Raw genomic sequence first — 21,004 nt, 5'->3', positions numbered from 1 at the left:
CACACACGAACAACAGGAGAACCTCAGTGAAGAAGACCCTGCCCGGGCTGGGCGTGCTGGTGACCAGCGCGTTGGTCCTGACCGCCTGCGGCGGCCTCGGCACCACAACCACGGATCCCGTGGCGAACAGCACCGATCCGGTGCCGGAACTCGCTCCGGACCAGAATGCGTCGATCGTGTTCGAAAGCTACAACTACGGTATGGCGGGAGCGTGGACCGACACCTTCAACGCCCTGATCGACGACTTCACCAAGCAGAATCCGAACATCCACGTCACAGCGCAGAAGCCGCAGGGCAACAGCCCGAACCCGGCCACCGACACGATCTCGAGCATCCAGAGCCAGACCGTGGCCGGATCGCCCCCGGACGTCGCGCAGCTCGGGTTCAGCGACCTGGACTTCACGATCCACCAGCTCGGCGCCCTGTCGCTCGACGACCTCGTCGGCAAAGATGCGGTGCAGAAGAATTTCGACGGCGCGAAGCACTCGTACGCCCCGACCGCCCGCACTCTGGGTGACTGGGGAGGCGCCACCTACGGCGTGCCCTTCGTCTTTTCCACTCCCGTGTTCTATTACAACGCATCACTGTTCGAGCAGGCCGGACTCGACCCGGCGGCACCACCGAAGACGTGGGACGAGGTCGCGGCCGCTGCGGCCGCGATCACGACGAAGACCGGCAAGGGCGGCGTCTACCTGGACTGCCTGACCAAGACCGCGAAGGACTGGTGCTTCCAGAGCCTCGTCCGGTCCAACGGCGGACGGGTCATCGCCGAGGACCGATCGTCACTCACGTTCGCTGACGACCCCGCGGTGCAGGTCGCGGACATGGCTCAGAACCTGGTGCAGTCCGGTGCCACCCCGAAGCTCAGCCAGCAGCAAGGCTACGAGGCCTTCGCCCGCGGAGATATCGGCATGATCCTCGAAACCAGCGCGATCCAGGGCACCTTCGTCAAGGGCGCCAAGGACAAGTGGGACCTGCGCGCCACCACGATGCCCACCTTCGACGGCACAGCCCCCGTTCCCACCAACTCCGGCGCCTCCCTCTTCACATTCGCATCCGACCCCGCCAAGCAGCGCGCCTCGTGGGAACTGATCAAGTTCCTCACCAGCGAGCAGGCCTACACCAAGATCGCGCAGGGAATCGGCTACCTCCCGCTGCGCACCGGACTCGTCGACGATCCCGCCGGATTGCAAGAGTGGGCGCAGAAGAACCCGCTTCTCACCCCCAACCTTGCGCAGCTCGGCTCGATGGAGCCGTGGATCTCGATGCCCGGCAACAACTACCTGCAGATCCGGGACGGCATGATGGACGCCGTCGAGGCGGTCGTCTACCAGGACGCCGACCCGAAATCCACCCTCGACGCCGCCCAGAAGCAGGCCACCGCGCTTCTGCCCACCCAGTGACCCCCGCCGACGTCACGGTGATTCACCTGACGGACACCCACATCCGCGCCGAGGGTGACCTCGTCCACGGCACGATCGACACCCTCGACAACCTCGCCCGCGCACTCGACCGCATCGTCGGATCCCGGCAGCGCGTGGACGCGGTGGTGTTGTCGGGCGATCTCACCGACAACGGGGCACCGGAGGCTTACCGGCGGTTGCGCGAGGTTGTCGAGCCGGCGGCCGCCGAACTCGGGGCGCAAATCGTCTACGCCATGGGCAATCACGACGACCGCACCGCCTTCCACACCGAACTACTCGGACTCGACTCCGGCAGTGGTGATCTCGAGGCCCCGCACGACGCGGTCCACGACATCCACGGTCTCCGGGTGATCGTGCTCGACAGCACCACACCCGGGAGACACGAGGGTTGGCTGACGGACGTGCAACTGGCATGGCTCGACGAGGAACTGTCCCAGCCCAGCGAGCGGGGAACGCTCCTCGTCCTGCATCACCCGCCGATTCCGTCGCCAGTCGCCACGGTGGACTACCTGCGCCTCCAGGATCCCGACCGGCTCGCGGCGGTTCTGGCCGGCTCCGATGTGCGGATGATCCTCTGTGGGCACTCCCATCTGTCGAGCTCAGGGGCGGTAGCGGGGATCCCGGTGTGGGTCGGCCCGGCCCTGTCCTACCGGGTGGACCCGATCGCGGGGGTGGGCAGCCACCGCGGCGTCGCCGGCCACGGCTTCAGCCGGATCGATGTCCTCGAATCCACGGTGGTCGCCACCGCGGTCGAAACGACCCCGGCCGAAACGGTCTACGACATCCCCGAACAGGACATGCTTGCCCGGTTGCATGCCCTCCAGCTCCAGGCGGGGTGAGGAGGCGATCGTGTTCGTTGCCGTACCGGATCTTGCTGACGCGACAACACCCGTCCGGGAACCGGTGGCGGTGCCTGCCATCCGTACCCACCCTCTGCGGAGGGTGGTGCGGGTGGCCGAGCCGTACCTGTACCTGACACCAGCTGTCGCATTGTTGGTCGTGTGGACCTACCGCCCGCTCGTTCAGGCGGCCCAACTCTCCACCTACTCCTGGAACCTGCTTCCGACCACCCCCATGGTTCCTGTCGGCCCGGACAACTACCGCCGGCTGCTCGAGCTGCCGGCGGTCGGTGACTCCGTCTGGCGGACAGTCATCCTCATCGTCGGTCTGTTGCCGTTCACGCTCGTGCTACCGGTGGTCGTCGGATTCGCCACCCGCGGCGTCCACGGCCGGGCCCGGGCGATCTACCAGAGCCTGATCTTCGCACCCTTTCTCGTCGCCCCTGTCGCGAGCGCGGCGGTGTGGCAATGGCTCCTCGACCCAGGTGCCGGAATCGTGAACCGGGTGCTGGGCTCAAACACCAATTGGATTCACGAACCGGCGACGGCGCAATGGGTGATCGTCGCCATCACCGGGTGGCATTTCATGGGTTTCGCCATGCTGGTGGTGTCGGCCGGGATGGCCGGCATCAGCGGGGACTACGCCGAGGCCGCGCAAGTCGACGGGGCGACACGGCGGCAGATCGACTGGTGGATCACCCTGCCACTGTTGTCGCCCACCCTGGTGTTCCTCGGACTCATGACCGTGCTGCTGAGCGCGCAGTGGACCTTCCCGCTCATCGACACCCTGACCCAGGGCGGACCGTCGCAGGCGACGACCAACATCTACTACTTGTTGTGGGACTTCGGGTTCCACAGCTTCGACGCGGGCCTGAGTGCCGCCGCGGGCATCATGCTGTTCGTCGGATTCGGTCTCGTTGCGGGTGTTCTCGTGTGGATCTCGGAAAGGATCTCGTTCCATGACGACTAGCCAGTCACCCGTACCCGAGCCGTTGTGGCGGCGAGCACGGGGACATGCGGTCCTCGTCGCCATTGCCCTCGGGTGCATCTTTCCCATCTATTGGCTGCTTGCGACGTCACTGCGACGGCCCGACGACGTCGGCTCCCTCTCCCCCGTTCCGTGGCCGCTGTCATTGGGCAACTATGTGGACGCGACCGAGAAAGTCGACGTGATCCGCCTGCTCGCCAATACGTTCGCCGTCTCTGGCGTCTCGGCGGCTGGCCAGCTCCTCGTGGCTCTGCTTGCCTCGTACGCGTTCGCGATGTATTCGTTCCGCTTCCAACGGCTGCTCTACCTTGCGTTCGTCGGAACCTGGTTGGTGCCGTTCCAGGTCACGATGCTCCCTAACTATGTACTGCTGTACCAAATGGGACTGATCAACAACCTCGTCGGTGTGATCGTGCCGACGCTGTGCTCCGCGCTGGGTGTCCTGATGCTACGGCAGCACATGGCCGGCTTCCCGAAGGAACTGGTCGCGGCGGCCAAGCTGGACGGCCGTTCGTCGTGGTCGATTCTCTGGACCGTCGTGGTACCGAATCTGCGTCCCGCATTGGCGGCGCTGTCGATTCTGCTGTTCATCAATGCCTGGAACGAGTACTTCTGGCCGGCGGTGGTCCTGCAGCGCAGCAACGCCGTCGTTCAGTTGGGGCTGAGGAGTTTCATGGGAACCGAGGGCAACGACTGGGGGCCGATGATGGCCGTCGCGGGTCTGGCATGCCTGCCGGTGTTCGCGCTCTACGTCGTCCTGCAGCGGCACATCGTCAACGCGTTCGTCCGATCCGGACTGAAATAGGTCTCGGAACATGTGGCGGAACAGTGACCGGGCCGCCCTCGCCGCGTTCCAGTTCGTCGGAATCGTCGACGCAGTCGAGGAAGGAGAACACCGCAGGATTCACCTCGCCGCCCCGCCATACCGCGTACAGGTCGATCGTCGGAATCGGATCGACCAATCTCACCGCCACAGTATTCACGCCCATCGCATCGAGTCCGCCCGAATTGGCGCGCGGCAGCGACGCGAACCCGACCAACGGCTTGACCGACACCATGTGAGCCGTCGCGCCCGGGTCGTCGGCGGTCTGAGCGACGTCGAGCGAGATTCGAGAATCGGACGCCGCGCCGAAGATGGAGTCGTACATAGCGGGGCACTGATCGCGCGAGAACATCACGCACCCCTGGGTCGCCAACTCGGCGAACGGAACCGCAGCCCGCCCCGCCCATCTGTGGCCCTTGCCTACGACGGCGACGAGTGGAATCTTCCCCAAGACCAGCCGGTACCGGAAGTCGGCCGTCCGCGGATGCCCGTACACCAGCGCTATGTCGAGCGTGCCGCCCGCGAGATCGACGAGCTGCGGTCCGGTTCGCTTCTCCCACAACGACACCACGACATCCGGGTGCTCTGCGCTCATCCGCGCCAGCGCCGCCGGCAGGACGTGCCTGCTGGCCGGCATGTTGTATCCGATGTCGAGGGTGCCGGAGCGGCCGTCCGCGGTGGCTTTCGCTATCCGCGTCGCCCTCTCCATGTGGGAGACGATCAGCCTGGCCTGTGTCACGAATTCCCCGCCCGCGGAGGTCAACCTGACCTCATGCGAGTTCCGCGCGACGAGTCTCACACCGAGAGACTTCTCGAGCTTCTGTAGTTGTGAGCTGAGGGACGGCTGGGAGAGGTGCAGCCGCGAAGCGGCCCGGCCGAAATGTAATTCCTCGGCAATCGTGATGAACGCGACGAGATGTCTGAACTCCATAGTCACTCCCCGGCGACAGCGCCGCCTCGTGTCCGGTGGCTCGCTCTACAAGGCTAGCGTCGAGTCGAAACCGGGGGTGAACTACGCGAGTACGGCCTTCGCCGCGGACGTGACTTTCTATTTCTTGTCTTCGGCCTTGCCGACGCCTCCTTGATGCGCGGGTCCCACTCCGGAGTCGCTGCCCTCGGTCTCGGCGGCGTGTGCGGCGGGCTTCTCCTCCGCGGGCGAGGCCACCGCACCGCGGGGTGTCTCCCCGGGTTTCGGCGACTGCATTCCGCCGGAGTCCACATGGTCGTCGTGCTCCGGGCGTCCTTCCTTCGTGCTGGTCGTCCGGCCGTCGTAGGGCGGTGTGGCCGGCTCCGCGTCGCCGGGAGGCAGCGAGCCGCCGGCGGGCGCAGGGTTCGTGCCCGATTCCGCGGAAGAGGTGACCTCTTCTTGATCCAGAGACCCCGGCTTGCGGCCCGTCTGGCCCGCTCCGGCCTGGTCCGGTCCCGCGTCGCGTGAGCCCTTGGGGCCGCGCTCGGACTGTGGTTCCTCGTTCAACTGCGTGCCTGGTTCGGTGCCCATGATCACTCCTTTCCGACGTAGCACAACGCCGGATTCCTACTTCGTTTGTGATTGATATCTGTTGTAGCTATGCCCTGGGACGCGAATGCGAAACCGCGTCTCCCGATCGGGGCACGGTGTGGCGCTGCGCCCATCCTGATTCGGTTTGCGAACGGTTGGGCACTCCGAGAAGAGCGGACCGTACAGCAACGATGCGGCGCCGATCCCACGGATTTTTCAGCGAGGAGCTACGCCCGTGCCCAAGAACAACCCGCCCATTCCCGGTACTCCCGGTTCCGGTACCCCGACGCTCGCCGAGCCGACGGAACCCACCGAGCCGTTGCCTCCCAAGCCCGATCAGCGGGCTCCCGCGCTGGGAACCGCGACCGGGCAACCCGTCGAAGGTCCGGATACGGCCCGCGGCCAGCAGGGTGAGCACCTCACCACCGCGCAGGGCGCGCGGCTGTACGACACCGATCACTCGCTCAAGGCGGGAACCCGGGGACCGACCCTGCTCCAGGACCACCATCTCCGTGAGAAGATCACGCACTTCGATCACGAGCGGATCCCGGAGCGGGTGGTGCACGCACGCGGTGCGGCTGCCCACGGCGTCTTCCGCGGATACGGTTCCGCCGAACCGATCAGCAAGGCGGCGTTCCTCGGCAAGGACGTCGAGACGCCGGTCTTCGTGCGGTTCTCCACCGTCCTCGGCTCCCGGGGGTCGGCCGACGCTGTACGCGACACCCGAGGCTTCGCGACCAAGTTCTACACCGGCGAAGGCACTTTCGACCTGGTGGGAAACAACATTCCGGTGTTCTTCATCCAGGACGGCATCAAGTTTCCGGACGTCGTTCACGCCGCCAAGCCGCACCCGGATCGCGAGATTCCGCAGGCGCAGAGCGCGCACGACACGTTCTGGGATTTCGTGTCCCTGCACACCGAGGCCACCGCGCACACGTTGTGGAATATGTCCGACCGCGGCATACCCCGCTCGTACCGGATGATGGAAGGCTTCGGCGTCAACACCTTTCGGATGGTGAACGCGGCGGGTGAGAGTTCGCTCGTCAAGTTCCACTGGAAGCCGAAACTCGGTGTGCACTCACTGGTGTGGGAAGAAGCGCAGATCGTCAACGGTATGGACCCCGACTACCACCGCCGCGATCTCGCCGACGCGATCGAGTCCGGTGCGTACCCGGAATGGGAGCTGGGCATCCAGGCGTTCCCGGACACCCCGGACCAGACGTTCGAGGGCATCGACCTGCTCGACCCGACCAAGATGGTGCCCGAGGAACTGGCCCCCGTGCAGCCGATCGGGTTGATGACGCTCGACGCGAATCCGACGAACTTCTTCGCCGAGACCGAGCAGGTGGCGTTCCATCCCGGGCATCTCGTTCCCGGGATCGACGTCACCGACGACCCGCTTCTGCAGGCGCGGCTGTTCTCCTACCTCGACACCCAGATCAGCAGGCTCGGTGGGCCCAACTTCGGGCAGATACCGATCAATCGGCCCCAGGCCGAGGTCAACGACATGCTGCGCGACGGCATGCACCAGACGGGAGTCCACCCGGGGGTCGCGCCGTATCGACCGAACTCCCTCGACGGCGGTTGCCCGTTCCTGGCCGGCGCGGACGTTGCCTTCGCGGAGGTTCCGGTGCCGATGCCGGAGTCGACGAAACTACGCGCCGCCCCCGCGAGCTTCGACGACCACTTCTCGCAGGCCCGACTGTTCTACGCCAGCCTGAGCCCGGTCGAGCAGGCGCACGTCGCGCAGGCCTACACGTTCGAGCTGGGCAAGTGCTACGAGCAGGTGATCAAGGAGCGTGCACTCGAGGTCGTCGCCAACATCGACCCCGGTCTGTGCGAGCAGGTGGCCGTGGGTCTCGGCCTCCCGGCGCCAGCGCCGACCGTCGCCTTCGACGTGGCACCGACGCCCAGTCCCGCGCTGTCGCAGGTCGGTGCCGAGTGGCCGCTGGACGGGAGGATCATCGGCATCGTCGCCGATGACGAGTCGGATCTGGCCGAGGTGGCCGACGCGGTCGAGATGATCGGCAAGAACAGCATGGTGCCGCTCGTCATCGGACCGCACGGTGGCGAACTGGGGTCGGGCAAGGGCGCCGTCCCGGTGTCCCGGACGTTCCTCACGATGCGGTCGGTGGAGTTCGACGCGATTCTCGTCGCGGCGCCGGCGTCGGACCCGCGGGTGCACGTGTTGCTGACGGAGGCATTCCGGCACTGCAAGGCGCTCGGGGGTTGGGCCGCCGGTCGCGGCCTCCTCGAAGCCGCCGGAATCCCGTCCGAGGCCCCGGGCATCGTGATCGCCGACGACGCGTCCGCACTGTTCGACGGCATCACTGCGCTGATGAAGTCCCACCGGGTCTGGGAGCGTCAGGTGTGACGTGACCCGGTTGTGAAGTGAATGGTCTGGACGAGAACCGCGAGAACTTGCTGTCCGCGCAGTGCGCCGTCCTCGGTCGAACTACCCGGCGTCCGGCGCGTCCTCGACCTTGCGGCGCACACCGAACACCCGACCTCCGGAGCAAAGCATGAAAGACAACACGCCACTGCGGGTGGCGGTACCGTCGCCCGCCCGAATACCAGGAGGACATAGTCATGAACGAGCAGAACACATCCGGACAAGCGCGCAAGGGTCTCCTCGACTCGGTCAAGGGCAAGGTGAAGGAAGTGGCCGGGGCCGTGACCGGCAACGACTCGCTGGCCACCGAAGGACAGCTGCAACAGGCGCAGGCGCAGCAACGTAGAGAGGCGAACAGTGCGGAGGCCGTGGCCAGGGCGGAAACCTCGCAGGCCGCAGAGGAACTCGGCCAGGTGCGTCGTGAGAGTGCCGAGGAACGCGCTGCGATCGGGGCCGAGACGGCGGCCGCCGAAGAAGCTGCCCGGAACCGGCAGCAAGCAGAGCACCGGGCCGCGGAGCAGCAACAGCACCGCCAGGTCGCGCAGGAGCATTCCCGCGCGGCGGCCGACGCCCGCGACGAAGCGGCCCGGGCGGAGACCGTCGAACGGGCGAAGACGGTCGCCGCCGCCGAAGAAGCCGTCGACGCCGCCGACGAACACCGGCGGGCTGTCCGTGAAGCGAACGCCGCCCGCGACGAGGCAGAACGAGTTCGGCGCGCCGCCGAGGGCTTCAGCAACGACGCCGGCCTGTCCTGATCCACCCCCTACGAATAATCGGAGATTCCATGAACGTCCTTACCGTCCCCATCACGCTCTTGCGGTTGCAGTACACGATCCTGCGGATTCCTCTGCAACTCGTCGAAGACCAGTTGATGTCCCGGCTGGCAACCGAATCGCCGGCCCGGCTGATGTACGAGCGCACTCTGGGCGTGCTCGACGGCACCGTCGGCAGTGCACTCGGAGACCGTGACACCGAGCGGCGCGGCGACGCACTGACCGAGCACAGCGACGCACTGGCCCGGGCGGCAAAACTCGAAGAAGAGGCTGCACGCACCGAGGCCGAGGCCGACACTGCACTGGAAACCAAGCGTAAGCAGGTTCAGAAGGAGCAGGCGGCAGCGCGCGAGGCGAAGCAGCGGGACGTCGAACAGGCACGCCGACGCGAGGTCGAGCGCAAACAGGCGGCTGAACGGGACGCCGAGCACCGCAAGCAGGTCGCGAAGAAGAACGCCGATCAACTTGCCGCCCAACGCACCCAGGCGGCAGAGGCCGAGCACCGCGCCGAGCAGACCGAACTCCGGGAAGCCGAGAAGGTGGCGGCAGTGCCGGCCAAGGCCCGGCTGAAGGACGCCGCGAACAAGCAGGACGAGGCAGCGGACAAACGTGCTCGTGCCGACCGCGCCGAGAAGCTGGCCGAGGCGGAAAAGGACAAGCGCCGCAACGAGACGGCAGTCAACGGGCAACGGTGATCTGACACTCAGGCTCGCTCGCCGCGAGTCCCGTCCCTTCTGAGTCGAGCGTTGTCGCTCTCGAGCCGGCTATTGGCCTCGACGAGGCGATCGTTGTCGCTCGCGAGCTCGGTGTTGAGGTGCTCGAGATCGAGGACGCGAGCGATGCCCGTCAGGTTGACCCCGTCCGCGATCAGCTCGGCGATGCGCCGCAGGCGAAGGAGGTCGTCGTCGCTGTAGCGGCGTGTTCCGCCGCTGGTGCGGGCAGGGTTTATCAGGCCGTGCTGCTCGTAGAAACGTAGCGCCTGGGTGCCGAACCCGGAGAGCTCGGACGCCACGGTGATGCCGTAGACCCCCTGTTTGGCTCGCGACTTGTCGCCGTTCGACATCGCGTCCTCCTCGAGAATCGAGTCCGCCGAACCCTCTTGCGAGGAGCTAGAGCGTTTGCTATAACGAATCTACAGCATTTGCTGAAGGTTACCTATCACGATTCGGGTTTCTGGAGGTGGAGACAATGTTGATGCGCACTGATCCATTCCGCGATCTCGACCGCCTGACTCAGCAGATCCTCGGCACCACGGCGCGACCGGCGGCCATGCCGATGGACGCGTGGCGCGAAGGCGAACAGTTGGTGGTCGAGTTCGACCTGCCAGGGGTGGACGCCGATTCCGTCTCGCTCGATGTCGAGCGCAACGTTGTGACCGTTCATGCTGAACGCCCCGCGCGCGCCGACAACCAGGAAATGCTGGCCTCGGAGCGACCGAGGGGCGTATTCAGCCGGCAGCTGTTCCTCGGCGACAACCTCGACACCGACCGGATCACGGCCAACTACCAATCGGGGGTGCTCCGGCTGACGGTCCCGGTGGCCGAACGTGCCAAGGCCCGGAAGATCGAGATCACCCACAGCGACGACCGAAAGGCCGTCAGTGCCTGACCCGCGCCGATCCGACACACAGCGGGAGGGATGACCACGATGGTGTACGCACAGATGAGCCCTTCGACCGTGGAAGCGGAACTGCCACAGGTCGAGTACGTGTGGGAAGACCTCGAATGCCAGCTGTTGGCAGCTGAGGTGGACCTGATCTTCGCCGACGCGCCCGCGCCGGTCCTCACGGACGTGGCACCGACTTCGACTACGGACGTCCACGGCGAGAAGACGAGGCCGCCGCTGCACGCGGTGGCGCCCACCATGCGGCGCAGGGGTCCGAACCCGGCAGTAGCTGCCACCCAACGCTCTCCGCCGCACGGGAACACTTGACGTTGTCCATCCGTAGTCCCCGGCCTGCCTTTCTCGCGCTGGACGGGCCGGGGGCTGCTTCGCGCTTGCACGCTGGGCATTCCCTCCGTGCGCTCCTTGCGTTGAGACGGACCGCGTCGCACGATATCTTTGTCGTAAACAATAGATTAATTGGTGCAAACAACGCAGAAAGGGGTTTGGCGTGTCCGCGCACGGCGGCTGGGGCGGAGATGTCGAGGCGGTCGGAAAGGCACTCGACGCGTTGCGTCGACTTCTCGAAGAAGAAGTGTCCGGACACACTCAGCTGCAACGACTGTGCGAGTGGGCCGTCGATGCCGTCAGCGGCGCGGAGATGGCCGGGGCGGTTCTTTCCTATGGCGCTGGGGGCAGTCGGTCGGTGGCGTGCACGGATCCTCGCATCGCCTCGATCGAGGGTGCCCAGATACGGACAGGCATGGGCCCGGGTCCTGTCGCTGCGGACACGTGCGCGGTACTGAGAGGTGAATTCGGTGAGGGGGTGGTTCGGCGCTGGCCCGCGTTGGCGTCCGCGGTTGAAGCTGCCGGTTTCGAGTCGGGCAGTTTTCTATGTGCTCCGCTGTCCGTGGGAGACGTCCTGGGATCGCTGAATCTGTACAGCCGCGTCGGCCGAGCCTTCTCGGAATTCGATGCTGCCCTGCTCCGGGTGTACGCCAGCCTGATTGCGTCGACGATTCGGCTCGCACGAGATGGTCGGGAGGCGCGTGAGGAAGCGGCGGGTCTGATCAAAGCCATGGAGTCGCGCAGCATCATCGAGCAGGCGAAGGGCATCGTCATGGCAACCGGGGGTGTGTCCGCGGACGAAGCCTTCGATTTCCTCGTCGTCAGCTCGCAGCAGAGAAACATCAAACTCGCTCGGCTGGCGAAGGAACTCGTCGATCTGACGTCCGGTGCCGACGGGGTGAAAGCAATTGCAAGGACACGGGATTACTCTCGCTCGCGGCAGGGTACTTCGATACTCACGTCCTCGTCGTGTCCGGACGCGACGACGGCCAGGCTCCCCGGTTAAGCCCATAGCCGGCGGAGCCGCCCACAAGGGATGTAGTGAGTGTGCGGACGGCGTGTCGGTGAGGGACTCCTCAACCGCGGAGCCTTGTCCCTCAACTCCAGCATCCGCGCACCCATCTCCTGAAGTTGTTTACGCCCCAGTTCTTCTCGTACCGTCGGGAACCACTCCTGCTCTTCTTCTTCGACATGATGCTCGACGCTTTCGATCGGGACAGTGGTCTTCGCGTCGAACCGCTCGTCGTCGGGTGACATCGCTGCCAGCTCGACGACCAGCACGTCCGCGACGTGGTGCTCTTCGTGGGATTCGAGGATGTCGTCCTCGAGGTCGGGGGCGAGATCGCGCACTTCCGGAAACCTGCCCTCGTTCTCGATGTAGGTGTGCACCGTGAGGGCCTCGATGATCTCGTCGACGTTGCGGCCTTTTTCCACGCGGGCGTTCGGCCGTGACTGTTTCGCGATGGGGTGCTGGGGTACCACTCGGGAACAGGCATTCGAGTTCCTACCCTCCGAGAAAGGCACTCCATGACTCGACCGGTGCGTCACCGACGACGCGCACACCATTCCGGCTCGACGCCCTGATCGTCGGTGCGGTGTTCCTCGGCGTCGCCATGGTCGCGCTCGGGTTCCTGCTCTCTCGTCACACCGCGGCGACCGCGTCCCGAGCCGGGACGCTGTAATTATCGGACCGTTCCCCAACTGGGGCGCCTTCCTGCAGCCATCCTTTCGACCGACCCGAGGAGTGGTAATGAGCGATTCCGGCGCGGGGGACCTCAGCCGCACCATGGCCGAGCTGGCCCGCAGTGTCTCCGGCCCACGCACCCTCGACGAACGCCTGCGCGCTGTCACCGCCGCAGTTGTCGAGCTGATGCCGCACGAAACGTGCGCGGGCATTCTGCTCATCTCCGGTGGCAATAAATTCGAGACCGTCGCGCCGACATCCGAGCTGCTCCGAACGCTCGACCACGCTCAGCAACAACTCGGTCAGGGACCGTGTGTGGCGGCGGCGCTCAACAATCTCGTGGTGCGAAGCGAAGACCTTCGCTCGGAATCGCGGTGGCCGAAGTTCGCTGCCGCCGCCGTCGATGTGGGGATTCTCAGTTCGATGTCCTTTCAGCTGTATACCTCCGAAGGGAAGATGGGAGCACTCAACCTGTTTGCATTCTCGCCGAACGCGTTCGGTCCCAACGAGGAAGCAGCAGGCGAGGTTCTCGCCGCCCACGCCGCGTTGGCACTCACCGCTGTACGGACCGAAGAGCAGCTGCGATCAGCGGTCGCCTCACGCGACGTCATCGGGCAGGCGAAGGGAATGCTGATGGAGCGATTCGACATCGACGCGATCCATGCGTTCGAGCTGCTCACCAGACTCTCTCAGGAAACCAATACCCGGTTGAGTGTTATCGCACAGCGGATTACCGAACGCAGATGAGAACCGGCCACGAACCACGAATCGGTGAAATTGCCCGTGCTCGAGTGGCGACCCGGCGGTGTCAAGCTCCCGCCCGTGCACGAAGCGCGGTCAACAGCCCACGGCGATCACCCGTGACCGGATCGATCTGCGGGGGCGAGTCGGTGAACTTGCGTTCCGATGCAGTCTCGGGTGCGTCGTCGGCGGTTGCCCTGAGGAACTTGTTCGGCAGCGCCAGCTTGGCGATGGTCCGCCACGACTTGAAGTACTGCATCGGCAGCGAACCCGTCGTGTAGGGCAGGTCGTACTTCTGAGCCAGCGCCTGCACCCGCACGGAGATCTCACGCAGGCGGTTGCTCGGCAGGTCGGGGAACAGATGATGTTCGATCTGGTAGCAGAGGTTGCCGCTCATGAACTCCATGACCGGGCCCGCCTCGAAGTTCGCGCTACCGAGCATCTGCCGCAGGTACCACTGACCCCGCGTTTCGTTTTCGAGGTCCTTCGTTGTGAACTTCTCGGCGCCGTCAGGAAAATGACCGCAGAAGATCACGGCGTTCGTCCACACGTTGCGGATCATGTTCGCCGTCAGGTTCGCGGTGAAGGTCGTCAGGAACGCCGGACCGGTGAGCGCCGGGTAGACGACGTAGTCCTTGCGCACCTGGCGGCCGACCTTCTCGAGCACCTCGTGGCACCTGCGCTCGAACTCCTCACGATCGACACCGCCCGTAACCACCTTGCCGAGTTCGAGGTGCTGGAGGGCAACGCCGTATTCGAAGAACAACTGCAGCAACAGGTTGTAGACCGGGTTGCCGACGCTCAACGGCGTCCACTGCTGATCGCGAGTGACCCGCAGCATGCCGTAGCCCACGTCGTCATCCATCCCCAGCACATTCGTGTACTTGTGGTGAACGTAGTTGTGGGTCTGCTTCCAATGCTCCGAGAGCCCGGCGATGTCCCACTCCCAGAACGACGAGTGGATCTCCGGATCGTTCATCCAATCCCACTGACCGTGCAGCACGTTGTGACCGAGTTCCATGTTCTCGATGATCTTGGCGGTGCCGAGCATCGCGGTACCCCCGAGCCACGCCGGTGGGAACAGGCTCGCGAACAACAGGGCACGCCCGCCGATTTCGAGTGACCGCTGCAGCCGGATCGCGTTTCTGATGTACCGGGAATCACTCTCCCCGCGTGAGGCTTCGATGTCTCGTCGGATCGTGTCGAACTCGATACCGAGAGCTTCGACATCTGCCTCGGTCAGGTGGGTGTACATCTTGACATCCGAAATCGCCATGTCCTTACGCTACGGCAAGTTACGGAACCGTAGGTTACGCGCAGATGAGACGTGAGTTAGTTCGGAAGTCGTCGCCGGTGCGGTTTGGGTTCGGCAGCTGAGGGCAAGCTGTGCATGAGGAGCGTTCGGACGATGATTCGGCTGACCGCTCGGGCCACACAACAGTCAGGAGACGTCATGCAGAAAGTGTTGATCTTCGCAGCGGGCGCGGCCGCGGGTTTCGTCCTGGGCACTCGGTCCGGCCGGCAAACCTACGAGAAGATGAGGCATCAGTCCCTCGAGCTCTGGCACAACCCCACCGTGCAGGAGAAGGTGAGCGAGGCGACGGAGACCGTGAAGGACAAGGCGCCGCAGGTGCAGCACAAGGTTGGCGAACTGGCGAAGAAGGCTACCCACCGCGGCGCGGACACGACCGCGACGGGCGCCCCCACCAACGGAGTGTCGCTGGAGGACGCTGCGGGCCGCACTCCCACGGACCCGCCGACCGTTACTTCTACTTCGCCGACGGAGGGCAAGCACACCCAAAGCCCGAACTGACTGGGTAGGCGGTGTTGCGGGCAGCTGAATTCCGCGCATTCCGACGTGAGTGCGCGGCATACTGTGGCAGTGGTTGCATGGCGAGGACGGTCGAGCGCGCAGTGCCGTGGGTGTGGCTGTGGACACTGATGAGCTCCGTGGCTCGAATGCACCCCCACAGGGCGGAAGTTTCCGGTTCTACCTCCACGGCCAGCGCTGGGAATGGTCCGACCCCGTCGCCCGGATGCACGGCTACCACCCGGGCGAGGTAACCCCCACCACCAAACTGCTGCTCTCCCACAAGCATCCTGACGACCAACCGCAGGTCGCAGCTCTCTTCGACAAGATGATCCACGCCGGCGAGCCGTTCAGCAGCAAGCACCGCATCATCGACACCGAACGGCGCATCCACCACGTCATCGTGGTCGGCGATCGCATGCTCGACGAGAACAATCACGTCGTCGGCACATCGGGGTACTACATCGACGTCACCGAAGCGTTGGAAACCGACCTCCGTGAGTTCAACGCGGCGCTCACCGAGGCCGTCGCCGAACTCGAACAATCGCGGGCGGTGATCGAGCAGGCCAAGGGTGCACTCATGCTCGTCTACGGCATCTCCTCCGAGCGTGCCTTCGGTATCCTCACCTGGCGTTCACAGGAGACCAACACAAAACTTCACACCCTCGCCGAGCGTTTCGTCGAGGCTCTCGCCGCCGAGGCTACCCTCCCCGAGTCGTTTCGCGCCCGGTTCGACCACTTGCTCCTGACCGCACACGAGCACCCCGACACCCAGCCGGGAGTACAGAACTGATCGTGGCCGGCACCCCCACGGCACCTGGGCCGAGCTAGGCGTCCTCCCTATGCGGTGGTGACGTCGGGTGGGTCGGGAAGGTCGACGCCGAGAACGAAGTCGAGCCAGATGAGCGCGTCGGCCAGGGTTTCCGCGCGCATGGTGAGGTCGAATTGTTGCTCGGCCGCGGTGAGTGACCGTTCTACTTCCGCGTGATCCTCGGCGAGGACGGCCGACACTGTCCGCAGCACCCACCGCGCCGATGCCGGTAGGGCGTCGACGTCGACGTACCCGCCGTCCGCGAAGCGGAGGTCGAGGATGAACCTCTCCCCTGGGCCCGCGGCGCCCAGACGCGCGATGACCACGCCGACGATGGCATCGACGACCCAGGCGAGCACGTCGCCGTATTTCGGCCGCTCTCCGTCTGGGTGCGGTTCGGCGCACACTCGGGATATCTCGAACGAGAACCGGGCGGCGTCGCGGTCACCGACCAGTTGCATCAGCCGACCGCCGAGAGCTGCGGCCGTCGGGCTGGTGGGGTGGCCTGCGTTCGATCCCATACTGGAGAGTGCCCGGCCCCGGGAGCAGCCACACAGGCTGCCGTCACGCTCGTGCGCACATCACTGGCTGTTCCGGCAGCGTCGCAGTTGGCCGGACAGGTACCGCTTGGCGCGGCGATGTCCACCCACGTGGTCGAGTTCGGCGTCCAACGCGTTCAGGAGGGTCGCAAGCAGGCTCGCCTGCGGGGCCCAACCGTGTCGGCTCTGGCACTGCGCGAGCCAGTCGACCGGACCGGTGTGGCCGCGGTCCGCGTTGCAGCGCGGACACGCGGCGGCCTCGTTGGCTGTGATACTGGGGCCACCCTCGAGTCGTGGCACGAGGTGCTCGGTGGTCGGCGGAATCAACGGTCCGAAACGACGACCGCACCACAGGCATCGTCCGCCCTGCCGGTCGACGGCGAGGGCGAGTCTGGCGGTGCGGTCCACCTGTCGATCGTGACCGATCCGCTCGCCGATGGCCAGTACTCCGCCGGCACACGGGCCGAGACCAGCTTCGCTACCTCTGCTCCTCCGGCCTTGCGTCTCGTGAACGGAAGGACGAGGCGGGACCGGTGCGTGGCGTCCCGGTCGATCTTGTGGGTGACCGGGCGGCCGACCGGCAGATGGAAGGCATCGAGTGGCAGTAGCGCGTTATGCGCGTCGGCCGGCGGTTCGTTGTTCGAGAGCTCCACCGTCGGAGAGTGTCCCGGTCGGAGCGTCGCGGCAAACGGGGAGAGGCGCAGCACGTACTCCTCGATCGTCCCGGGCTCGCCCGGCACAGCGCGGCTATGCGGGTGGTGCGGGTTGCCCTCGGTGGTGCGCTCGTCGAGTTCGCGGTGCGACGCCTCGAGGGAACCGGACGTGATCAGCTGCCGCTTGCCGTCGGGGGCGGAATCCCACAGATGCAGAACGAAGTTCGTGTCGGAAAGGGCTACTCCGCGACCGCGATCGACGACATCGCCGCCGCCGCCGCCAAGCCTGATCTCGTCACCGTATATCGTCTGGCCAGTCAGCCCATACCGCGTGGTGGCCTTCGCGAACGACCTCAGTGGTCAGAAAGCCCTGCTGCGTAGAGGGACTGGCAGCCTCGTAGGCACAGTGCGAAAGGGAGTGGAGCAAGGACGGGAGCGGATGATCTTCGCGACCGAGGAACAATGCAATCGGCTGCCGAAAGGCAAACCGTTCCGACGTAGGGCTCAGACAAGGCTCCGCTGCTCGCAACGCACTCCACGTGGAGAAATCATTCCATCTCCAGGCTGTTGCGTGGAATGGAACCAAGTCTTCGCCTCCGCCCCGGATGTCTCACTTTGCAACCGCAGCCTGCATGCTCCCGCACCGAAGATGTGGTCGCATGTGTGACGGCAATTTCGACCCCCTCCGGAAAGCGCGGGTGCGTCGATCAGCAGTCACATGCGCGAACTACGTAGGAATGTAAGCCGATCGATCCGGCCCCAGTCGGATCGAGGAATCCGTCCGGTCGGTGCCGCCGGCGGCATCCGATGACTCGGTGCCGCCGACCGCAACGGTCGGGTCGCCTACCGGGGACCCATCCGGATGGCTCCGTCGAGACGGATGGTTTCGCCGTTGAGCATGGCGTTGTCGATGATGTGCGCGGCGAGGGCGGCGTATTCGGTGGCCTTGCCGAGCCGGGATGGGTGCGGCACCTGCTGTCCGAGGGACTTCTGCGCCTCCTCGGGAAGCCCGGCCATCATGGGCGTTTCGAAGATTCCGGGCGCGATGGTGACGACGCGGATGAGGTGGCGGGCCAGTTCGCGGGCGATCGGCAGTGTCATCGCGGCGACGCCGCCCTTGGATGCCGCGTAGGCGGGCTGACCGATCTGGCCGTCGAACGCAGCGACGGAGGCGGTGTCGATGATGACGCCGCGTTCCCCATCGACGGGTTCGGTCTGGGCGATCTTCTCCGCGGCGAGGCGCAGGACGTTGAAGGTGCCGACGAGGTTGATGCGGACGACGCGTTCGAAGTCCGCGAGGGGAAGGGCGCCTGCCTTGCCGAGAACCTTGCCGGGCGTCGCAATTCCGGCGCAGTTGACCACCACGCGAAGGTCGCCGAGCGACGCGGCGAAGTCGATCGCGGACGTGACGTCACCGGCGGAGGTGACGTCGGCGGCCGTGAAGTAGGCACCCTTCCCGATCTCCTTGGCGGCCACTTCCCCGTCGGACGACGGGAGATCCAGCAGCACGACCTGTGTACCGCGCTCGTGCAGGGCCCGGGCGGTGGCGTTACCGAGTCCGGATGCTCCGCCGGTGACGACAGCGACGGCTCCATCGATCTTCACAAAGTTCTCCTCGAATAGGGTTGCGGCAGTGGTGGTAAAGCGGGGTTGTCAGGGGACGCGCAGGATCAGGGCATCGCCCTGTCCGCCGCCGCCGCAGAGGGCGACGGCGCCGGTGCCGCCGCCGCGGCGCTGCAACTCGAGCGCGAGGTGCAGGGTGATGCGGGCGCCGGACATGCCGATCGGATGACCGAGGGCGATCGCACCGCCGTTGACGTTGACCCGGTCGGGGTCGACGCCGAGTTCCCGGGTGGAGGCGATCCCGACCGCCGCGAACGCCTCGTTGATCTCGATCAGATCCAGCTCGGTCGGTGAGACACCCGCCGCATCACAGGCTTTCGCGATGGCACCGGACGGCTGAAACTGCAGACCCGAATCCGGTCCGGCGACCATGCCGTGCTCGCCGATCTCGGCCAGCCAGGTCAGCCCCTCGGCCTCGGCGCGTTCCTTGCTCATCACCACCACGGCGGCGGCGCCGTCGTTGATCGTCGACGCGTTCCCCGCGGTGACGGTGCCTCCGTCGCGGAACGCGCCGCGCAACCGCGCCAGGGTTTCGACGGTGGTGTCGGGGCGGATGCCTTCGTCGCGGCGCAGCCAGGTGCTCTCACCCCTGCGGGCGGGGATCTCGACCGGGACGACCTCGTCGTCGAAGATCCCGTTGTCCCAGGCCTTCGCGGCCAGCTGGTGCGAGCGCGCCGCGAACGCGTCCTGGTCGTCGCGGGCGATGACGTCCTTGTCGTTGCCGGCCTCGGTGAGCAGCCCCATCGGCTGATCGGTGAATGCGTCGTGCAACCCGTCGAGGGCCATGTGGTCGACGAGGGTGACGTCGCCGTACTTGAAACCGCCGCGCGAACCGGGCAGCAGGTGCGGTGCCTGGCTCATCGACTCCATGCCGCCGGCGACGATCACGTCGAACGCGCCGGACCGGATGAACTGGTCGGCGAGGATGATCGACTCGACCCCCGACAGACAGACCTTGTTGATGTTCAGCGACGGGGTGCTCATCGGGATGCCGGCCTTCGCGGCGGCCTGACGGGCGGGCATCTGCCCGGCGCCGGCGGTGAGGACCTGACCCATGATGACGTACTGCACCTGGTCCGGGGCCACCCCGGCCTTGCCGAGCGCCGCGTCGATGGCGATGGAGCCGAGGTCGGCGCCGGAGAATCCGGCGAGCGAACCCTGCAGGCGGCCGATCGGGGTGCGGGCGCCGGCGACGATCACAGAGGTGGGCATGTGAGGAGGAGCCTTTCTCGGGGGTGGGTGCGTCAGTTCGCGGCGAGGGCGCGGCTGATGACCAGGCGTTGAATCTGGTTGGTGCCCTCGAAGATCTGCGTGATCTTCGCTTCTCGCATGTACCGCTCGACGCGGAAGTCGCGGGTGTAGCCGTAGCCGCCGAGCACCTGGACGGCGTCGGTGGTGACCTTCATCGCGGCGTCGGTGGCGACGAGCTTGGCGACGGACGCGTTGCGGGAGTACGGCAGGCCGGCGTCGCGGCGACGGGCCGCGTCGATGTAGGTGGCGCGTGCCGAGTCGACGGCGGCGGCCATGTCGGCCAGCAGGAAGCCGAGTCCCTGATGGTCGATGATCTTCTTGCCGAACGCAGTCCGCTCCTGGGCGTAGGTGACGGCCTCGTCGAGCGCGGCCTGCGCGAGACCGACGGCGACCGCGGCGATGCCAAGCCGGCCGGAATCGAGTGCGCTGAAAGCGATCTGCAGACCCTGCCCTTCCGCGCCGATACGTCGTTCCGCGGGCACGAAGGCGTCGTCGTAGTGCGCGGACGTTGTCGGCACCGCATGCAGGCCCATCTTCTCCTCGGGCTTGCCGAACGTCAGGCCCTCGGTGTCCTTCGGGACCAGGAAGCAGGAGATCCCCTTCGATCCCTCACCGGTGCGGGCGAAGAGGTTGTAGAAATCGGCGATGCCGCCGTGGGTGATCCACGCCTTCGCGCCGTTGACGACGTACCCGCCGTCGGTCGCGGTGGCCTTGCAGGTCAGTGCGGCGGCGTCGGACCCGGCCTGCGGCTCGGAGAGGCTGTAGGCGCCGATGGTGTTGCCGCCGAGCATCTCCGGGAGCCACTGCTGCTTCTGCTCGTCCGTGCCGAACGCCATCAGTGGGTGACAGGCAAGGCTGTGGACGCTGACCGCGACCGCGACCGAGGCCCAGCGGGCGGCGATCTCCTCGAGCACCTGCAGGTACACCTCGTACGGCTGCGCGCCGCCGCCCCACTCCTCCGGGTACGGCAGGCTCAGCAGTCCGGCCTCGCCGAGGGTGGCGAACACGCCTTCGGGGTAGGTCTCCGACTTCTCGTGCTCGTCGACGATCGGCGTCAGGACCTTGTCGGCGACGTCGCGCGTGAGCTGGATCAGGTCACGGGCTTCGTCAGTAGGCAGCAAGCGATCGACGGCCACGGTTTCTCCTCGAGAAGGCTACGGAAAACAGTACTGGATTACGCCCCAGGGTACTGATTGCGAAATAGT

Annotated in this window: 23 protein-coding genes and 1 pseudogene; 13 read left to right on the top strand and 11 right to left on the bottom strand. The window is 66.0% G+C overall.

What is annotated here, in order from left to right:
* Window positions 1-26 precede the first annotated feature (26 nt).
* Genes FND50_RS35345 through FND50_RS35330 form a run of 4 tightly spaced genes read left to right on the top strand, consistent with a single transcriptional unit; the run spans window position 27 to window position 4,056 of the window.
* Window positions 27-1,403 (top strand): ABC transporter substrate-binding protein, encoded by a 1,377-nt coding sequence (locus FND50_RS35345; protein ID WP_144288854.1) that lies wholly within the window; start codon window positions 27-29, stop codon window positions 1,401-1,403.
* Complete coding sequence (locus tag FND50_RS35340) at window positions 1,400-2,263, top strand: metallophosphoesterase (RefSeq protein ID WP_144288853.1); 864 nt, start codon at window positions 1,400-1,402, stop codon at window positions 2,261-2,263. The genes FND50_RS35345 and FND50_RS35340 overlap by 4 nt, the downstream gene beginning before the upstream one ends.
* Window positions 2,238-3,233 (top strand): carbohydrate ABC transporter permease, encoded by a 996-nt coding sequence (locus tag FND50_RS35335; protein WP_186301207.1) that lies wholly within the window; start codon window positions 2,238-2,240, stop codon window positions 3,231-3,233. Before FND50_RS35340 ends, FND50_RS35335 begins: the two co-directional genes overlap by 26 nt.
* A complete protein-coding gene (locus tag FND50_RS35330; RefSeq protein WP_144288852.1) occupies window positions 3,223-4,056 on the top strand; it encodes a carbohydrate ABC transporter permease in 834 nt (277 codons plus the stop codon). The genes FND50_RS35335 and FND50_RS35330 overlap by 11 nt, the downstream gene beginning before the upstream one ends.
* Here FND50_RS35330 and FND50_RS35325 read toward each other — a convergent pair.
* Both FND50_RS35325 and FND50_RS35320 read right to left on the bottom strand, forming a co-directional pair.
* On the bottom strand, window positions 4,025-5,005 hold the full coding sequence (locus FND50_RS35325; RefSeq protein WP_144288851.1) for a LysR substrate-binding domain-containing protein: 981 nt from the start codon (window positions 5,003-5,005) through the stop codon (window positions 4,025-4,027). The two genes, FND50_RS35330 and FND50_RS35325, sit on opposite strands and share 32 nt — an antisense overlap.
* A gap of 117 nt (window positions 5,006-5,122) precedes the next feature.
* On the bottom strand, window positions 5,123-5,572 hold the full coding sequence (locus FND50_RS35320) for a hypothetical protein (RefSeq protein WP_043790345.1): 450 nt from the start codon (window positions 5,570-5,572) through the stop codon (window positions 5,123-5,125).
* A gap of 235 nt (window positions 5,573-5,807) precedes the next feature.
* Here FND50_RS35320 and FND50_RS35315 point away from each other — a divergent pair, with 235 nt between their 5' ends.
* The 3 genes from FND50_RS35315 (at window position 5,808) to FND50_RS35305 (ending at window position 9,432) form a co-directional block, all read left to right on the top strand.
* Window positions 5,808-7,946: a catalase gene (locus FND50_RS35315; RefSeq protein WP_144288850.1), complete on the top strand. Its 2,139-nt coding sequence runs from the start codon at window positions 5,808-5,810 to the stop codon at window positions 7,944-7,946.
* A gap of 215 nt (window positions 7,947-8,161) precedes the next feature.
* Window positions 8,162-8,719, top strand: coding sequence for a CsbD family protein (locus FND50_RS35310; RefSeq protein ID WP_144288849.1), 558 nt, complete (start codon window positions 8,162-8,164; stop codon window positions 8,717-8,719).
* Window positions 8,720-8,748: 29 nt separating this feature from the next.
* On the top strand, window positions 8,749-9,432 hold the full coding sequence (locus FND50_RS35305) for an IF2 family translation initiation factor (protein ID WP_144288848.1): 684 nt from the start codon (window positions 8,749-8,751) through the stop codon (window positions 9,430-9,432).
* A gap of 8 nt (window positions 9,433-9,440) precedes the next feature.
* On the opposite strand, the gene FND50_RS35300 is transcribed toward FND50_RS35305, so the two are convergent.
* Window positions 9,441-9,800 (bottom strand): MerR family transcriptional regulator, encoded by a 360-nt coding sequence (locus FND50_RS35300; protein ID WP_144288847.1) that lies wholly within the window; start codon window positions 9,798-9,800, stop codon window positions 9,441-9,443.
* A gap of 125 nt (window positions 9,801-9,925) precedes the next feature.
* Between FND50_RS35300 and FND50_RS35295 the strand changes: the two genes are divergently transcribed.
* From FND50_RS35295 to FND50_RS35285, 3 genes are all read left to right on the top strand, one after another.
* Complete coding sequence (locus FND50_RS35295; RefSeq protein ID WP_005257842.1) at window positions 9,926-10,345, top strand: Hsp20/alpha crystallin family protein; 420 nt, start codon at window positions 9,926-9,928, stop codon at window positions 10,343-10,345.
* A gap of 54 nt (window positions 10,346-10,399) precedes the next feature.
* Window positions 10,400-10,669, top strand: coding sequence for a hypothetical protein (locus tag FND50_RS35290; protein ID WP_260850843.1), 270 nt, complete (start codon window positions 10,400-10,402; stop codon window positions 10,667-10,669).
* A gap of 181 nt (window positions 10,670-10,850) precedes the next feature.
* Window positions 10,851-11,693, top strand: coding sequence for a GAF and ANTAR domain-containing protein (locus FND50_RS35285; protein ID WP_144288845.1), 843 nt, complete (start codon window positions 10,851-10,853; stop codon window positions 11,691-11,693).
* Here the strand turns inward: FND50_RS35285 and FND50_RS37470 are convergent.
* Window positions 11,690-12,169, bottom strand: coding sequence for a hemerythrin domain-containing protein (locus FND50_RS37470; protein WP_260850842.1), 480 nt, complete (start codon window positions 12,167-12,169; stop codon window positions 11,690-11,692). The genes FND50_RS35285 and FND50_RS37470 overlap by 4 nt on opposite strands.
* A gap of 268 nt (window positions 12,170-12,437) precedes the next feature.
* On the opposite strand from FND50_RS37470, the gene FND50_RS35270 reads away from it, so the two are divergent.
* Complete coding sequence (locus FND50_RS35270; RefSeq protein WP_144288844.1) at window positions 12,438-13,118, top strand: GAF and ANTAR domain-containing protein; 681 nt, start codon at window positions 12,438-12,440, stop codon at window positions 13,116-13,118.
* 61 nt (window positions 13,119-13,179) lie between these two features.
* On the opposite strand, the gene FND50_RS35265 is transcribed toward FND50_RS35270, so the two are convergent.
* A complete protein-coding gene (locus FND50_RS35265) occupies window positions 13,180-14,388 on the bottom strand; it encodes a fatty acid desaturase (RefSeq protein WP_144288843.1) in 1,209 nt (402 codons plus the stop codon).
* Between the two features lie 177 nt (window positions 14,389-14,565).
* Here FND50_RS35265 and FND50_RS35260 point away from each other — a divergent pair, with 177 nt between their 5' ends.
* Both FND50_RS35260 and FND50_RS35255 read left to right on the top strand, forming a co-directional pair.
* Window positions 14,566-14,925, top strand: coding sequence for a YtxH domain-containing protein (locus FND50_RS35260; RefSeq protein ID WP_144288842.1), 360 nt, complete (start codon window positions 14,566-14,568; stop codon window positions 14,923-14,925).
* 106 nt (window positions 14,926-15,031) lie between these two features.
* Complete coding sequence (locus FND50_RS35255) at window positions 15,032-15,715, top strand: PAS and ANTAR domain-containing protein (RefSeq protein ID WP_144288841.1); 684 nt, start codon at window positions 15,032-15,034, stop codon at window positions 15,713-15,715.
* 47 nt (window positions 15,716-15,762) lie between these two features.
* Here the strand turns inward: FND50_RS35255 and FND50_RS35250 are convergent, their stop codons facing one another.
* The 6 genes and pseudogenes from FND50_RS35250 to FND50_RS35225 all read right to left on the bottom strand — a co-directional run bounded on the left by FND50_RS35250 (window position 15,763) and on the right by FND50_RS35225 (window position 20,935).
* On the bottom strand, window positions 15,763-16,254 hold the full coding sequence (locus tag FND50_RS35250) for a hypothetical protein (protein WP_144288840.1): 492 nt from the start codon (window positions 16,252-16,254) through the stop codon (window positions 15,763-15,765).
* Window positions 16,255-16,314: 60 nt separating this feature from the next.
* A complete protein-coding gene (locus tag FND50_RS35245) occupies window positions 16,315-16,680 on the bottom strand; it encodes an HNH endonuclease (RefSeq protein WP_144288839.1) in 366 nt (121 codons plus the stop codon).
* 95 nt (window positions 16,681-16,775) lie between these two features.
* Window positions 16,776-17,156: pseudogene (locus FND50_RS37685) on the bottom strand (CocE/NonD family hydrolase C-terminal non-catalytic domain-containing protein); the annotation flags it as partial.
* A gap of 612 nt (window positions 17,157-17,768) precedes the next feature.
* Entirely contained in the window at window positions 17,769-18,530 is a 762-nt protein-coding gene (locus FND50_RS35235) for an SDR family NAD(P)-dependent oxidoreductase (RefSeq protein WP_144288838.1), read from the bottom strand.
* Window positions 18,531-18,578: 48 nt separating this feature from the next.
* Window positions 18,579-19,760 (bottom strand): acetyl-CoA C-acetyltransferase, encoded by a 1,182-nt coding sequence (locus FND50_RS35230; protein ID WP_144288837.1) that lies wholly within the window; start codon window positions 19,758-19,760, stop codon window positions 18,579-18,581.
* A gap of 32 nt (window positions 19,761-19,792) precedes the next feature.
* Window positions 19,793-20,935 (bottom strand): acyl-CoA dehydrogenase family protein, encoded by a 1,143-nt coding sequence (locus FND50_RS35225; protein WP_144288836.1) that lies wholly within the window; start codon window positions 20,933-20,935, stop codon window positions 19,793-19,795.
* Window positions 20,936-21,004: the final 69 nt, after the last annotated feature.

This window comes from Rhodococcus sp. WB9, from assembly GCF_007558985.1.
Lineage (GTDB): Bacteria > Actinomycetota > Actinomycetes > Mycobacteriales > Mycobacteriaceae > Rhodococcus_F > Rhodococcus_F opacus.
This window is presented reverse-complemented; position numbering and strand designations above follow the sequence as displayed.

Coding starts and splice junctions, on each gene's coding strand:
- FND50_RS35290 (WP_260850843.1), top strand. CDS start 10,400: ATGAGCCCTTCGACCGTGGAAGCGGAACTGCCACAGGTCGAGTACGTG.
- FND50_RS35325 (WP_144288851.1), bottom strand. CDS start 5,005: ATGGAGTTCAGACATCTCGTCGCGTTCATCACGATTGCCGAGGAATTA.
- FND50_RS35320 (WP_043790345.1), bottom strand. CDS start 5,572: ATGGGCACCGAACCAGGCACGCAGTTGAACGAGGAACCACAGTCCGAG.
- FND50_RS35310 (WP_144288849.1), top strand. CDS start 8,162: ATGAACGAGCAGAACACATCCGGACAAGCGCGCAAGGGTCTCCTCGAC.
- FND50_RS35250 (WP_144288840.1), bottom strand. CDS start 16,254: ATGGGATCGAACGCAGGCCACCCCACCAGCCCGACGGCCGCAGCTCTC.
- FND50_RS35330 (WP_144288852.1), top strand. CDS start 3,223: ATGACGACTAGCCAGTCACCCGTACCCGAGCCGTTGTGGCGGCGAGCA.
- FND50_RS35270 (WP_144288844.1), top strand. CDS start 12,438: ATGAGCGATTCCGGCGCGGGGGACCTCAGCCGCACCATGGCCGAGCTG.
- FND50_RS35230 (WP_144288837.1), bottom strand. CDS start 19,760: ATGCCCACCTCTGTGATCGTCGCCGGCGCCCGCACCCCGATCGGCCGC.
- FND50_RS35295 (WP_005257842.1), top strand. CDS start 9,926: ATGTTGATGCGCACTGATCCATTCCGCGATCTCGACCGCCTGACTCAG.
- FND50_RS35260 (WP_144288842.1), top strand. CDS start 14,566: ATGCAGAAAGTGTTGATCTTCGCAGCGGGCGCGGCCGCGGGTTTCGTC.
- FND50_RS35300 (WP_144288847.1), bottom strand. CDS start 9,800: ATGTCGAACGGCGACAAGTCGCGAGCCAAACAGGGGGTCTACGGCATC.
- FND50_RS35265 (WP_144288843.1), bottom strand. CDS start 14,388: ATGGCGATTTCGGATGTCAAGATGTACACCCACCTGACCGAGGCAGAT.
- FND50_RS35335 (WP_186301207.1), top strand. CDS start 2,238: ATGCCCTCCAGCTCCAGGCGGGGTGAGGAGGCGATCGTGTTCGTTGCC.
- FND50_RS35305 (WP_144288848.1), top strand. CDS start 8,749: ATGAACGTCCTTACCGTCCCCATCACGCTCTTGCGGTTGCAGTACACG.